Origin of the sequence: Hartmannibacter diazotrophicus (genome assembly GCF_900231165.1) — a bacterium.
Taxonomy (GTDB): Bacteria; Pseudomonadota; Alphaproteobacteria; order Rhizobiales; family Pleomorphomonadaceae; genus Hartmannibacter; species Hartmannibacter diazotrophicus.
Genome location: NZ_LT960614.1, coordinates 563,605 through 578,180, shown reverse-complemented (window position 1 = coordinate 578,180; position 14,576 = coordinate 563,605). Strand labels below are relative to the sequence as shown.

The 14,576-nt window shown below is 64.2% G+C and carries 12 protein-coding genes; 2 read left to right on the top strand and 10 right to left on the bottom strand.

Annotated elements, in window-relative coordinates; all coding sequences use genetic code 11:
* Positions 1-42: 42 nt before the first annotated feature.
* Positions 43-1,611: an OpgD/OpgG family glucan biosynthesis protein gene (locus HDIA_RS02655; protein ID WP_245884133.1), complete on the bottom strand. Its 1,569-nt coding sequence runs from the start codon at positions 1,609-1,611 to the stop codon at positions 43-45.
* 208 nt (positions 1,612-1,819) lie between these two features.
* Here HDIA_RS02655 and recD2 point away from each other — a divergent pair, with 208 nt between their 5' ends.
* Positions 1,820-4,042 carry an SF1B family DNA helicase RecD2 gene (gene recD2 / locus HDIA_RS02650; protein ID WP_099554093.1) on the top strand — a complete coding sequence of 741 codons (2,223 nt, stop codon included), beginning with the start codon at positions 1,820-1,822 and terminating at the stop codon, positions 4,040-4,042.
* A 39-nt stretch (positions 4,043-4,081) separates the two neighbouring features.
* Here recD2 and HDIA_RS02645 read toward each other — a convergent pair whose 3' ends face one another.
* Together HDIA_RS02645 and HDIA_RS02640 are read right to left on the bottom strand one after the other, a co-directional pair.
* Positions 4,082-4,801, bottom strand: coding sequence for a FadR/GntR family transcriptional regulator (locus HDIA_RS02645; RefSeq protein WP_099554090.1), 720 nt, complete (start codon positions 4,799-4,801; stop codon positions 4,082-4,084).
* Positions 4,802-5,536: 735 nt separating this feature from the next.
* Positions 5,537-6,814 carry a glycerate kinase type-2 family protein gene (locus HDIA_RS02640; protein ID WP_099554088.1) on the bottom strand — a complete coding sequence of 426 codons (1,278 nt, stop codon included), beginning with the start codon at positions 6,812-6,814 and terminating at the stop codon, positions 5,537-5,539.
* A 200-nt stretch (positions 6,815-7,014) separates the two neighbouring features.
* Here HDIA_RS02640 and HDIA_RS02635 point away from each other — a divergent pair, with 200 nt between their 5' ends.
* The gene (locus tag HDIA_RS02635; protein WP_099554086.1) at positions 7,015-8,331 is read left to right on the top strand and encodes a nicotinate phosphoribosyltransferase; all 1,317 of its coding nucleotides are present in this window, start codon (positions 7,015-7,017) and stop codon (positions 8,329-8,331) included.
* Between the two features lie 73 nt (positions 8,332-8,404).
* Here HDIA_RS02635 and HDIA_RS02630 read toward each other — a convergent pair whose 3' ends face one another.
* The 7 genes from HDIA_RS02630 to rpmH form a co-directional block, all read right to left on the bottom strand.
* On the bottom strand, positions 8,405-9,151 hold the full coding sequence (locus HDIA_RS02630) for a pyrimidine 5'-nucleotidase (protein ID WP_425432919.1): 747 nt from the start codon (positions 9,149-9,151) through the stop codon (positions 8,405-8,407).
* 146 nt (positions 9,152-9,297) lie between these two features.
* Positions 9,298-10,128: an acetylglutamate kinase gene (argB, locus tag HDIA_RS02625; protein WP_425432970.1), complete on the bottom strand. Its 831-nt coding sequence runs from the start codon at positions 10,126-10,128 to the stop codon at positions 9,298-9,300.
* Positions 10,129-10,322: 194 nt separating this feature from the next.
* Positions 10,323-11,015: a hypothetical protein gene (locus HDIA_RS02620; protein ID WP_099554081.1), complete on the bottom strand. Its 693-nt coding sequence runs from the start codon at positions 11,013-11,015 to the stop codon at positions 10,323-10,325.
* 55 nt (positions 11,016-11,070) lie between these two features.
* On the bottom strand, positions 11,071-11,730 hold the full coding sequence (gene yihA, locus HDIA_RS02615; protein ID WP_099554080.1) for a ribosome biogenesis GTP-binding protein YihA/YsxC: 660 nt from the start codon (positions 11,728-11,730) through the stop codon (positions 11,071-11,073).
* A gap of 133 nt (positions 11,731-11,863) precedes the next feature.
* On the bottom strand, positions 11,864-13,678 hold the full coding sequence (yidC, locus tag HDIA_RS02610) for a membrane protein insertase YidC (RefSeq protein ID WP_099554078.1): 1,815 nt from the start codon (positions 13,676-13,678) through the stop codon (positions 11,864-11,866).
* Positions 13,671-14,120 (bottom strand): ribonuclease P protein component, encoded by a 450-nt coding sequence (rnpA, locus tag HDIA_RS02605; protein ID WP_099554076.1) that lies wholly within the window; start codon positions 14,118-14,120, stop codon positions 13,671-13,673. The genes yidC and rnpA overlap by 8 nt, the downstream gene beginning before the upstream one ends.
* A 56-nt stretch (positions 14,121-14,176) precedes the next feature.
* On the bottom strand, positions 14,177-14,311 hold the full coding sequence (rpmH, locus tag HDIA_RS02600) for a 50S ribosomal protein L34 (RefSeq protein ID WP_099554074.1): 135 nt from the start codon (positions 14,309-14,311) through the stop codon (positions 14,177-14,179).
* Positions 14,312-14,576: the final 265 nt, after the last annotated feature.

The following is a 14,576-nucleotide window of genomic DNA, read 5'->3' as shown; positions in this document are numbered from 1 at the left end:
ACTCCATCTCTCCTTGGAGAGATGGAGCACGGCATCGGTGCCTCAATCCAGCGGCACCAGCGTCCCCGGGTGGTACTGGTAGAGCCAGGTCTCAGACAGGGTCGCTGTCTTGTCCTTGAGGAACAGCCGCATCTCGACCGGGGCCGTGCCGTCGGCGGTGAAGTCGAAGACCGCGCGCCAGCGCTCGGTGCCGACGACGGGCAGCGTGTAGACGCCCGAGATCTTGCCCGAGGAGGCCTCGACCACGGCCTCGACGCCATCCTGCTGGCCAAGCTTGCCGATGCCGCCGCCCTCAAAATCGACGACGAACTTGATCACGCCCTTCGGGCGCGGCTGACCGGGCACGCCGCCCATGCCGGCACGGGTCGACCAGACGCGGGCGACCGGCGGCACATAAGGCTCTTCTGCCACCCAATGGAGACGGTAGTCGACCGCGACCTCGTCGCCGGCCTTCGCCGGCTTTTCGGGAATGAAATAGGCGACGATGTTGTCGTGGATCTCGTCGTCGGTCGGGATTTCGACGAGTTGCACCGTGCCGGGGCCCCAGTCGCCCTTCGGCTCGACCCAGACGGTCGAACGCTTCTCGTAGAAGACGCCGTCGTCCTGGTAATGATCGAAGTTGCGGTCGCGCTGTTCCAGCGCGAAGCCCTTGATGTTCTGGTCGACGAAGCTCGACGTCATCACGGTCGGCGGGTTGTTGAGCGGACGCCAGAGCCGCTCGCCATTGCCGTTCCAGATGGCAAGACCGTCGGAATCGTGGATCTCGGGCCGCCAGTCCTTGCCGTTGCGGGCGTTGAGTTCGTCAAACCAGAACATGGAGGTGAGCGCGGCAAGGCCGAGGCGGGCGATATCCTTGCGCATGAAGTAATGCGCCGAGATATCCATCACGACACCCTTGGAGCGGTCGCAATCCATGCGGATGGCGCCGGTGATCGAGGGGCCGTCCATCGCCATGTAGATCGTCAGCGTGCCGGTCTCGAGCGGCGCGAACCAGAAGTCGGTGAAGCGGGGGAACTCCTCCGGCGTCGGCATGGCGACGTCGATCGCGACCGCGCGGGCCGACATGCCGAACTGGTCAAGCTCGCCCGACGAGCGGAAATAGGCAGCGCCGAGGAAGGCGAGCCAGTCCTTCTTCTCCCCCTCCTCCATCACCCGGAAGCCGGCAAAGCCGATGTCCTTCGGCAGTTCGCGGGCGGGGCTGTCCTTGGGCATGTCGAAATAGTCGGGCCCGTAGAGCACGGGCTTGGCGGTGTTGCCGTCGATGACGTTGATGCCGACCGGGTCCTTGAAATAGCGGCCGAGATGGAAGAAGCGGATCGGCGCCTTGCCGCCGCCAAGCTCCAGCGTGTGGTCCGGCCGGAACTGAATCTTCCAGTGGGCGTCATAGTCGATCTTGTCGAGAATGTCGGAGGCCCGCGTCTTCGGCGGCACATAGGGCTTGGCCGCCTTCTCCTTCATGGCCGCGATCAGCCCGTCGAAGGAAAAGGGCTCCGGCTTGCCAAGGCGCACCTCGGCGAGGGCCTCCCCGGTCGGAGCGACGATCCCGAGCGCGGCCAGAAGGCCGCCGGTGAGCTGAGCGAATTCACGGCGATTGAACGATGACGTCATCATGACCTTCTGGATCGCGGGCCCTTGAGGCCGTTTGTTCTTTTCCCTGCCCCTCGCAAGGCAAACCGCACCCTAGCAAAAGACGCGCGGCGTGGTGAGAGAGAAACGCCGAATTGTGGCAATTCGCAGCCCGGCCCCTTCGGGGTGCATGATCACGCGCCGAGCCATCGAATCAGTCGACTTGGCCCGCCAAATCGGGCCATAAAGTGCCATGTCCACTTCCGAGCCGAGTCCCGCCCCCGAGACGCAAGACGCCCGTATCACGGGAACGATCGAGCACGTCACCTTCCACAATGCGGAAAACGGCTTCCTGGTCGTCAAGCTGCGTGTGCCGGGGCAGCGCACCGCGATCACGCTCGTCGGCCATGCGCCTTCCATCGTGCGCGGCGAGCAGGTGGACGCCATCGGCGAATGGACCACCGACCGCACCCACGGGCTGCAGTTTCGCGCGCGCCAACTCATGACCAAGCCGCCGACCGCCGGCGAGGCCGTCGCGCGCTATCTCGGGTCCGGCATGGTGCCCGGCATCGGACCGGCGCTTGCCCGCAGGATCGTCGAGAAATTCGGTCCGAAGGCGATCGAGGTGATCGAGAAGGAGCCGATGCGCCTTCTCGACGTGCCGGGCATCGGCAAGGCGGCCGCTCAGCGCATCGCGCGCGGATGGAACGACCAGAAGGCCCTGCGCGATCTTCTGGAATTCCTTGCCGAACGCGGCGTTCCGACGGTCCACGCCATGCGCATCCACAAGCAGTTCGGCGCGAAGGCGCGCGAGGTGGTCGAAAGCGATCCCTTCCGCCTTGCCCGTGAGGTGCGCGGCATCGACTTCACCGGCGCCGACGCCATCGCCCAGCGCTTCGGCCTCGACACGACGGCGCCGGCCCGCCTGCGCGCCGGGCTGAGCCATGCGCTGGAGGACGCGGCCAGCGACGGCCACACCGGCCTGCCGCTCGCCGACCTCATCCCCCGGGCGGCCAAGCTTCTTGCCGTCGACGAGGACACCGTCGCCGAGGCGGTGGCCGGCGCCAAGGAAAGCGGCGAGGTCGTCGAAGCCGAGGTCGAGGGCGTCACCTGCCTCTTCTCGCGCCGGCTCGCCGAGGCCGAAAGCTTCATCGCCGAGCGCCTAGCCGTCTTGCGGGAGGGCAAACCGGCCTGGTCGGACGTCAACCTCGACAAGGCCGCCAAGGACTTCGAGCGCCGGGCCAAGGTGTCGTTGTCGGCTTCGCAGCGCGAGGCGCTCGCCCTTGTCGCAACGGGCAAGGTCTCGGTGGTCACGGGCGGACCCGGCGTCGGCAAGACGACGATCCTCGACGCTTTGCTCGGGCTCGTCGGCGGCAATCGGCGTATCGCGCTGGCCGCACCCACGGGCAGGGCCGCGCGCCGGATGAGCGACCAGACCGGGCGCGAGGCGAAAACGATCCACCGGCTCCTGGAGATCGACGCCGCGACCGGCGACTTCCGGCGCGCTGCCTCCAATCCGCTGGAGGTCGATCTCGTCGTCATCGACGAGGCGAGCATGGTCGACACCGGGCTGATGGCCGCGCTCGTCGCCGCGATCCCGGACGAGGCGGCGCTGATCCTCGTCGGCGACGTCGACCAGTTGCCCTCCGTCGGTCCCGGACAGGTGCTCGGCGATATCATCGCGTCGCAGACCGTGCCGGTCGCGCGCCTCACCGAAATTCACCGTCAGGCCAAGTCGAGCCGCATCGTCGTCAACGCCCACCGCATCAACCACGGCGAGCTGCCGGAAACGACGCCGGCGGGCGAAACCGGCGACTTCTACATCATCCCGATGTCGAGCCCGGAGGACGGGATCGCCAAGCTGAAAGAAGTCGTCAGCCGGCGCATCCCGGGCCGCTTCGGCTTCGATCCCATGCGCGAGGTGCAGGTGCTGACGCCGATGCAGAAGGGACCGCTCGGCGCTCGCAACCTCAATGTGGAACTGGCCGGCCTGCTCAATCCGCGTGCCGGAACGCGCATCGAACGCGGCGGGCTTTCCTACGGGGTCGGCGACCGGGTGATGCAGGTGGAGAACGACTACGACCACGACGTCTTCAACGGCGACATGGGCCGCATCGTTTCCATCGACCGCGAGGACGACGAGATCGTCGTCGATTTCGACGGGCGGGTCGTGACCTATTCGAGCAACGGACTGGACGCGCTGGCGCCGGCCTATGCGGTGACGATCCACAAGGCGCAAGGCTCGGAATACCCGGCCATCGTCATCCCGCTGTCCGGCCAGCACTATCCGATGCTGGCCCGCAACCTGATCTACACGGCGGTGACGCGCGCACGGCAGCTTGTCGTTCTCATCGCCGAACCAAGGGCGCTGGAAATTGCCGTTTCCGGACGCAATGCCCGCCGCAGATGGACCCGGCTTCAGGCGCTTCTGACTGGAAACACAGGCAACGCCGAGCAAGAGACTGCCGCGACGTGAGCGGCCCGCCCCTGGCAGGCCGCTTGCCTTGATCGATCGCTAGCCGCCCGCCATGCACTGCTTCGGCGAACTTCCCGCACGACGGACGCGGCATCCGGCCAGATGGCGCTGCATGGCCGCCCGGGCCGCCTCGGCATCGCCGGCGGCGATGGCCGCGATCACGGCCTCATGCTCGGCATGAATCGCATGCGCCCATTCCCCGTCGCCTGCCGCGGCCTCCGTCCCCGCCTCGTCGTCGAACCGGTTTCGGATCAGCATGGCCATCAAGGATTCCGCCACCTGCCGGAAATAGACATTCCGGGTGGCGGCGGCCACGGCACAGTGAAAGGCGATGTCGGCTTTGTGCGGCGGCATTTCCCCGCTCCCGGCTCCCGCGAGCGCCTCCTGCGCCTGGCGCATCGCCTCGATATCCGACGCATCGCGGCGCAGAGCGGCAAGCCCCGCCGCCTCGACTTCCATTGCGAGACGGAAATCGTCGCCAGCAGCCGGGTCAACCTGCTGCAGCGCCCAGGGACAGGGCTTCTTCTCGTCGCCCCTGCGGATGACGAAAACGCCCGCCCCCTGACGGGGCTCGACCCAGCCATCGGAGGTCAGGCTGGTCACGGCTTCGCGTATGACAGTTCGGCTGACGCCGAACTCCCTGACGAGAGCGATTTCCGTCGGCAAGCGTCCGCCTTCGACGATTTCGCCGCTCTCGATGCGCCGGCGCAACTCGGCCACGATCCGCACGGAAAGCTTGGGTTTCTTTCGCTGCATCATGTCAGTCACCCGCCGCGTTCCGGCACGGCCCGGCAAACGGCATGCGCAATCCCAAAGTCGTCCTCAATACAAACACCATTTCTCACCTGCACCATGAAGGATGCCCACCACCACGATGAGACACATGACTGACGCCTGCAGGAGAACCGTCTCCCGGACGTCAAATCGATTGGATGGATGCCCGATCAACCAAGCGTCTTGCGCCGATCAGGCTTCGTCATCGTCCGATATATGCTGGAATTTAGATATTTAAACGCCGCAGTGCTGGCCCGGCGAAGAACTGGAGGGGAGAGGCGCGTCCGGGACGGACAGCCCGTTCAAAGGAATAAGTTTAATTTTCTAAAATTATCAATCTCTTACTTAAAGAGACCGCCTTCGGAAGGCATTTGACTGCTTTTTCTCGATTTCAGTCATCACTATCGAATAAATCTATATTCAGTGAATAAAATTCAGAAAATCCGATTTTCCCTACACATATCATGCCAAAATCAATGATTAGTCGACAATAATTTACAGTGCATCCAACATGGACTTAAAATAATACGGTTCAATTCTAACAATTTAATTCTTACGCACGACCCATGATTCCGCCCCATCGCTCAGATCACGGGATTCGATCATCATCTTTGTGGTGTTTTATTTCACCGCCGGGTCATAAGTAAAATTGCACTGAGACAAATTGCAGCGGCCCAAGACGGCTGCCGCTGCACACCTTCAAAAGGGCCGGCACATCCATCAAAGGACAAGAATGGCGCGAAAATCGTTGACGTTGGTGCGCGTCGGCCCGGTCACCAGCAGCGAGCCGACGCTGTCGAAGGCCCCCCAGGCATCATTGCGGGCGAGCAGTTCCTTCGGATTGGCGCCGGCCTGGAAGATCGCCTCGGCCGTTCCGCCATCACAGAGCGCGCCGGCATTGTCTTCCGAGCCGTCGATGCCGTCGGTGTCTCCGGCGAGCGCGGTGACGCCCTCGACGCCGGCAATGCCGATGGCAAAGCTCAAGAGGAATTCGCTGTTGCGCCCGCCCCGGCCCTTCTGGCGCACGGTAACGGTCGTCTCGCCGCCGGACAACAGCAGGCACGGCCGCGCAAAAGGTTCGCCGTGCTGCGCCATCTGGCGCACAATGCCGGCATGCATGGATCCGACATCGCGGGCCTCGCCCTCGATGGAATCGCTGAGGATATGGGTCTCAAGGCCGGCCGCCCTTGCCTTCGCGGCGGCCGCCTCCAGCGACATCTGCGCGGCGGCGATCACGGCCACGGAGTTGCCGGCAAATTCCGGGTCGTTCGGATGCGGCGCGCTGGCGGCATCGCTCGTCAGCCAGTCCATCGCTGCCTGCGGCAGCGCCATGCCGTAGCGCTCGACGATCGAGAGGGCATCCTTGCGCGTTGCCGGATCGGGAATGGTGGGGCCTGAGGCGACAAGCGCCGGATCGTCGCCGGGAATATCGGAGATCACGAGCGTCGCGACTTTGGCCGGATGGGCGGCCTTCGCCAAACGGCCGCCCTTGATCAGCGAAAGGTGCTTGCGCACGCAGTTCATCTCGTGGATCGAGGCGCCGGAATGGAGCAGGACGCGATTGACCTCGCGCTTGGCCTCGCCGCCAAGACTTTCGGGCGGCATGGTCAGCAGCGACGAGCCGCCGCCGGAAATGAGCGCCACGACGAGGTCGTCCGGCGTCAGGTTCGAGACGAGATCCATGATCCGACCCGCCGCCGCGGCGCCCGCGGCATCAGGCACCGGATGGGCGGCCTCGACGATCTCGATCTCCTCGCATGCGTGGCCGTAACCGTAGCGGGTGACGACGATGCCTTCGAGCGGGCCGTTGCCGGCGGCCTTCCAGGCCTTTTCGAAAGACTGCGCCATCGCCGCCGAGGCCTTGCCGGCGCCGACGACGATCGTGCGCCCCTTGGGACGCTCCGGCAGGTAGCGGGCAATGATCTGATCCGGGTCGGCGGCATCGACGGCAGCCTTGAAGAGGTCTTTCAGAAATTCACGCGGATTGTCGATCGCCATGCATCGTTCCCCCTGTCACTCGTCTGATTATTGAACTCGCTTGCCGTGCTCAAGAGCCATGTGGTCGCGGCGGCGCCACAAACACTTGCGCCTCGGTGAGGAAAATCTCGCCGGCCCGATGTGGCATCGCGCCGCAGAATGGGATAGGAGCAGGGATTGCGCCAGACAGCTTCCTCAATGACATGGCGGGACGGGAACGGATGATCGTCGATATCGCGACCAGGGCCTACAATCACACCTTCAAGGTCGATCCGATCGTCCGCACGCTTCTGGACACCGATTTCTACAAGCTGCTGATGCAGCAGATGCAGTTCGTGCTGCATCGCGACCTTCCCGTCACCTTTCACCTGATCAACCGCGCCAAGGACCTGCCGCTCGCGCGCATCATCGACCGGAAGGAACTGGAGGAGCAGCTCGACTTCGTCCGCAACCTCAGCTTCCAGAAGAACGAGATCATCTGGCTTGCCGGCAACACCTTCTACGGCACCAAGCAGATCTTCCGGCCGGAGTTCATTTCCTGGCTCTACGATTTCAAGCTGCCGGAATATGAGCTCAGCATCGTCGACGACCAGTTCGAGCTGCGCTTCCACGGCCCCTGGGCGGAGGTGACGGCCTGGGAGATCCCGGCGCTTGCGATCATGAGCGAGCTCAAGGCCCGCGCGGTGATGAAGTCGATGAGCCGGTTCGAGATCGACGTGCTCTATGCCCGCGCCAAGGCCAAGCTCTGGGCCAAGATCGAGCGGCTGCGCCAGCTCGAGCGCGAGGGCCCGCTGAGGGTCGGCGACTTCGGCACCCGCCGGCGCCATTCGTTCCTGTGGCAGCGCTGGTGCATCGAGGCGATGATGGAGGGGATCGGCGACAGCTTCACCGGCACCTCAAACGTCAAGCACGCCATGGATCTCGGTCTCGAAGCGCTCGGCACCAACGCGCACGAGTTGCCGATGGTCTACGCGGCGCTGGCCGATTCCGACGAGGAACTCCGGCAGTCGCCCTACAAGGTGCTGCGCGACTGGGCGTCCTTCTATTCCGGCAATCTCAAGATCATGCTGCCGGACAGTTTCGGGACGACCTATTTCCTGGAACACGCGCCGGAGGACTTTTCCGACTGGACCGGCCTTCGCCCCGATTCCAAGGAGCCGATCGAGGCGGTCGAGGAATATATCGCCTGGCTGAAAGCGCGCGGCCGCGACCCGATGTCGAAGGTCGCGATCCTGTCCGACGGCATGGACATCGACTCGATCGAAACCTGCGTGCGCCATTTCCGCGGCAAGATCGGCGGCGTGCCGATCGGCTGGGGAACCAACCTCACCAACGACTTCCGTGGCTGCATGCCGCACGGCGACGACAAGCTGATGTACCCGACGTCGCTCGTCTGCAAGGTGATGGAAGCGGCGGGGCGACCCGCCGTGAAGCTTTCCGACAACCCGACCAAGGCGACCGGGCCGAGGGACGAGATCGAGCGTTATCTCCGGGTCTTTGGGGACCGGGGGATGGCCGAGCACGAAGTGCTGGTCTGAGGGACTGTCGGAGCGGATGGCAGGCGGCTGTCGCGGCTGTCAAATCGACGTCAGCCCGCCGCCGGTCGACCTCTCAGGACTTCAGGGCGCCCGCCACCTTCTCCACGAAACCGGTCAGGTTGTCGGTGACGAATTCCACGTGGGGCGCATCGTCGCCTTCCAGTTCCCAGGCTTCGCGGAAGACCTCGCGGGTGCCGGTCGGCACCACGAGGATCGTGTGCATGCCGAGGGCATGCGGGACCGCCAGATTGCGCGAAAGATCCTCGAACATCGCCGCGCGCGCCGGAGAAACGCCGGTCTTCTGCAGGAAGATGTCATAGGCCGTGCGCCGCGGCTTCGGCTCCAGGTCCGTCGCGACGATATCGAGCACATCCTCGAAATGGCCGGCGATGCCGAGGCGTTCGACCGTCCGTTCGGCGTGGCCGCGCGAGCCATTGGTGAAAATGAACTTCTTGCCCGGCAGCAGGCCAATCGCCCGGCCGAGATCGGGGTCGGGCTCGAGGACCGAGTGATCGATGTCGTGGACATAGTCGAGGAAGTCGTCGGGCTGGATGTCCCGCTCTTCCATCAGGCCGCGCAGCGTGGTGCCATAGCGCTGGTAATAGTCCTTCTGGACGGTGTTGGCTTCTTCCATCGGAATATCGAGCAGCTTGGCGACATAGTCGCGGATCCGCACGTCGATCTGGGCGAAGAGGTTCGACTTTGCCGGATAGAGCGTGTTGTCCAGATCGAAGATCCACGCTTCCGTGCCGTGAAACACGCGCAGGTCATGCAGATGAAGATGACGGCCCTCGGAGGGGATAAAAGGCGCGACGGTCAAGATTTCCAACGTCCTGTCTTGAAGGCCCAGCGACGCGGTATTCCGCAGCCCGGGCCCTTGCCTTCGGGACACCATTATAAACGGACGTTTATGAACAGCCAGTCATTCTTTCGCGATGCGGAATCGCTGAATGCGACCCCACTAAATCAGCGGTGTATCATCGTGCCGGCGCCATGCTCGGTGAAGATCTCGAGCAGCACCGCATGGGGCGTCTTGCCGTTGACGATCACGACCGCCTCGACGCCGCGATCCAGCGCCTCGATGCAGGTTTCCACCTTGGGGATCATGCCGCCGGAGATGGTGCCGTCGGTGATGAGGCGGCGGGCCTCGGCGACCGAGAGTTCCTTGATCAGCTTGCCCTGGGCGTCGAGCACGCCCGGAACGTCGGTCAGGAAAAGCAGCCGCGTCGCGCCGAGCGCACCGGCGATGGCGCCGGCGAAGGTATCGGCGTTGACGTTGTAGGTTTCGCCGTCGATCCCAGGCGCGACCGGGGCGATGACCGGAATGAGGTCTTCCTTCGCCACCATGTTGAGGACAGCGGGATTGACCTTCTTCGGGTCGCCGACGAAGCCAAGATCGACGACCTTCTCGATGTTGCTGTCCGGGTCGCGCATGGTGCGGGTGACGCGCTCCACCTCGACCATGTTGCCGTCCTTGCCGCACAGGCCGATGGCGCGTCCGCCCTCGGCGTTGATCGCGGAAACGATCGCCTTGTTGATGGAGCCGGCCAGCACCATCTCGACGATCTCGACGGTCGCCTTGTCGGTTACGCGGAGGCCGGCCTTGAACTCGGACTTGATGCCGAGCTTTTCGAGCATCGCGGCGATCTGCGGCCCGCCGCCGTGGACGACGATGGGCATCATGCCGGACTGCTTCAGGAGTACGACGTCGCGGGCGAAGGCGCGCGCAAGGGCTTCGTCGCCCATGGCATGGCCGCCGTATTTCACCACGATGGTCTTGTCGTCGTAGCGCTGCATGAAGGGCAGCGCCTCGGAGATGATCCGCGCGCGCGAGACCTGGTTTGCCTCCGACAGGCCGTTGGCAAGGTCGCTGGTGGTGGGCATGGGACGGCGTCTCCGGATGGGATCACGGGAAAGGCGGCGTGAAGGCCGCGTGCCGTATACCGGCTTTTGAAAAAGGTCTCAATGGGAAGAGGCCCGGTCGCCGGCGATCATTCGCTCCCGGCGGACAGAAACGTCTCGTCCATCGTCAAGGGCTCCAGGTACCGGAGCGCCGAATGATCGACGCCGAACCGCTCCTCAAGTGCGGTCAGACCGGCCTCGTTAAGAAGCGGACCGTCCGACCAGACCTCTCCGCGCAGGCGGCGCGCGAGGCTCTTGAAGCAATGGGCGAGAGCGGCAGCCCGAAAGGCGATGTCCCCCGCCGTATCGACGTCGGCGGCCTCGGTGTCGTCACAGGCGTCAGCGGTCTGCCTCAGCCGCGCGATTTCCTCGCCGAGTGCGTTCAGGCCCATGCCGAGGACCGGGTGCGCACTCGCCGGGGATGCGTGAAGCATTTCCACGGCCGCACGGACATCGACGGCCAGCGAGGCTCCACCATCCGGTGCGCCAAGCCCCACGGCAACCCTTGAAAGAAGGGAGCCTATCCGGTCGAGATCGGAACCGCGGGGTTCTCCTTCGGGTTCCGGCCAGAACAAGCCGGTCTCACGGCTTGTTGGCGGCACCACATAGCGCCAGGCACGAAGCCTTGCGAGCAGGAGGCCAACCAGAAGAACCGCCCCGAACTGCCAGAGGGCAGGTTCGGCGATTCGTTCGGCATCCAGATCGAAAGCGGCATCGAAGGCGCGACATGTTTCGGCGAGGAAACTGTTCGCGAGGGCATCGGGGCAGGCAGGTTTCAGCATCGCGGTGCAATCTAGGGTATCCAATCCGAGATTGCACCAAATCGAAAAAAGCAATTTATTCGGTGGTTAACGTCCAGACCGCGGCGCGCAGGACGTCGATGCCGCGCCCCTTCTCGGACGACGTGACGACGATCGTCGGAAAGGCGGCGGCACGTTTGCGGATCTTGGCCTCGGTGTCGGCGATGCAGGCTTCCAGATCCTTCGCGCCGATCTTATCGGCCTTGGTCAGCACGATCTGGTAGGAGACGGCCGCCTTGTCGAGCATCGACAGGACCTCCCCGTCATTTTCCTTTATGCCGTGACGAGCGTCGATGAGCACATAGACGCGGCGCAGGTTCGGGCGGCCACGCAGATAGGAAAAGACGAGGCGGTTCCAGGCATCCACCTGCGCCTTCGGCGCCTTGGCATAGCCGTAGCCGGGCATGTCGACGACGAGCAGGTTGTCGACGCCCTCGGGACGGAAGAGGTTGAGTTCTTGGGTGCGGCCCGGCGTGTTGGATGTGCGGGCAAGACCGCCCTGCCCCGTCAGCGCATTGATGAGGCTGGACTTGCCGACATTCGACCGGCCGGCGAAGGCGATCTCGGTCCCGCCCGCGACGGGCAGCGACTCCATGTCGGAAATGCCGCGCACGAAGGACCAGGGCCGGGCAAAGAGCAGCCGTCCGGATTCAAGCGCCACGGCCTCTTGTTCTTCGGAGGTCTCGGGAGTGGTCATGGTCTGGCCCCGGTTTCGGCGGCGAGCGCCGTCGGCTTGGCAAGGCGCGGATCGCACCCGGCCAAGCCGGCTTCATCGTTTGTCATAAGGATCAGGAGCAGGATCGGCGTTCCGCCGTGCGGCGATGCCCGGCCTAGCTCTTTGCTTCCTTCTTTCCGAAGAGAGACTTGATGTTGTTCCACAACTCGATCTTCACGCCCTGGCGCTTCATGATCACCGACTGCTGGATGACCGAGAGCGTGTTGTTCCAGGCCCAGTAGATCACGAGACCGGCCGGGAAGCTCGCCAGCATGAACATGAAGATCAGCGGCATCCAGTTGAAGATCATCGCCTGCGTCGGATCCGGCGGAGTCGGATTGAGCTTCATCTGCAGGAACATCGTCACGCCCATGATCAACGGCCAAACGCCGAGCATCAGGAAGTGGCCGAAGACGGGGATGGTCATCGGATCGAAGGGGATGAGGCCGAAGAGGTTGAAGATCGTCGTCGGATCCGGCGCCGACAGATCGTGGATCCAGCCGAAGAAGGGCGCGTGCCGCATCTCGATGGTGATGTAGAGCACCTTGTAGAGCGAGAAGAAGACCGGGATCTGGATCACCACCGGCAGGCAGCCTGCCAGCGGATTGATCTTCTCGGTCTTGTAAAGCTCCATGATCGCCTGCTGCTGCTGCGCGCGATCGTCGGCGTAGCGCTCCTTGATCTCCTGCATCTTCGGCTGGACGAGCTTCATCTTGCTCATCGACACATAGGACTTGTTGGCGAGCGGATAGAAGATCGCCTTGACGCAGACCGTGACGAGCAGGATCGCGACACCGAAGTTACCGAAGAGCTTGTAGAAGTGGTCGATGACCCAGAACATCGGCCGGGTGAGCCAGTAGAACCAGCCCCAGTCGATCAGGAGATCAAACTTGCGGATGTCGTATTGGGTCCCGTAGGCATCGAGCGTCGAACTGACCTTCGCGCCAGCGAAGAGCAAGGTCGTGTTGGACGCCGTCGCGCCGGGGGCAACCTTGATCGCCTCGCCGAGATAGTCGGCCTGCCAGGTCTCCGGCCCGTTGGCGGCGGTGTAGAGGTAGCGCGGCTGGAAGGGGTCGGACTTGTCCGGAATCAGGACGGTCGCCCAGTATTTGTCCGTCATGCCGAGCCAGCCATCGGTGGCCTTTTCCGGCTTGACCTCGCCCTCGTCCTTGACGGTGGCGTATTTGACCTCGTCGAGGCCCTTCTCGCCGAAGACGCCGATCAGACCTTCGTGCAGCACGTAGGTGGAGCGGTCCTGCGGGATCGAATGGCGCTGCACGAAGCCGTAGGGGAAAAGGGAAATCTCGCCCGTTCCCGTGTTCTCCACCTCGTCCTTGATGGTGAACATGTAGGCGTCGTCGATCGAAATGGTGCGCTTGAAGAGGAGCCCCTCGCCATTGTCCCAGGTCAGCGTGACGGGGGTCGTGGGCGTCAGCTTCGCGCCTTCCGGCGCCGTCCAGACGGTATCGGCCGTCGGCACCTTGGCGGACGTTCCGGCCGGAACCACGAAGCCGACCTCGGCGAAATAGCCCTCGGTCGAATCGCCGGGGCTCAGCAGCGTCACCTTGGGCGACGTCGGGTCGACCGTCTCGTGATAGTCGTTGAGCTCGACATCGTCGATCCGGGCACCCTTCAGATTGATCGAACCGCTGATGCCAGCCGTTTCCAGGGGAACGCGGGAGCTTTCCGCGATCGCTTGTGTGCGCGGCTTCAGCATCGCCGGCGCCGCCGCGGTGCCCGGAGCGGCTGCCGTGCCCGGCGACTGGCCGGGCGCCTGGGCGGTCATGCCCTCGGACTTCGCCGCATCCGCCGCCTGCTGCTGTGCCTGCTGCGTCGTCTCCGGCGGTTTCGGCGCAAAGAAGAACTGCCAGCCAAGCATCACGGCCACGGACAGGATGATCGCGAGGAAAAGATTGCGGTTCTCAGACATCGGAGCGTCTTTCGGACGGGGTGGCAGCCTCGGGGGCCGGAGCAGTCCTGCCAGGACCGCGCGGACCTTGCGTCCCATCTGGGTTGGCGTCCGCCTTGCCGGCGCGACGCAGATCATGGGCCTTGCGCGCGGCGTTGAGCGCGCCTTTCAGATCGGCGACAAGGTCATCGAAGGCAAGGGTCAGGGCAGGCCGCCGGCCAATCAGCACATGATCGACACCGGGCGCGGCCACCGTCTCGCCAAAGAGCCGGACAGCCTCGCGCAGACGGCGCCGAATGCGGTTGCGCTCGACGGAGTTGCCGATCTTCTTGGTGACCGTATAGCCGAAACGCGCGTCTCCCTCCGCCGACCGGCGGATCGATTGCAGCAAAAAGCCGCGCCGGGGCGTTCGCACACCCCGGGCGACTTTCTGAAACTCAGCGCGCTTTTTCAGTCTGGTCATGGGGCTGGGCTCCGCCGCTCGTTCACCGAACTGACCGGATGCCCGACATCACCAGATCAGGCCGAAAGCCGCTTGCGGCCGCGGGCGCGGCGAGCAGCGATCACCTTGCGACCACCAACGGTGGCCATGCGGGAGCGGAAGCCGTGACGGCGCTTGCGCACCAGCTTGGAGGGTTGATAAGTCCGCTTCATCGATCTTCACCGCCCTCGGGCGGTCCTTCATCTGTTGTGGCGGACAACCGGGTTCGCCCTCCACTCCTGGAATGGCTGCCGAATACCGCCTCTGCAATGGACAGATGGAAAAGGCGCCTTCGCACTGCCGGCTACAATGAGCCGCAGAGGAAGCAGGCGCCCTTCCATTCGTGCCCGGCTTATAAGGGAGAGGGAAGGTCCGCGTCAACGCGCCATTGGCCCTTCTCAGGCAAAAATCCTGCGCCGCGGGAGCACCGTCGCATGC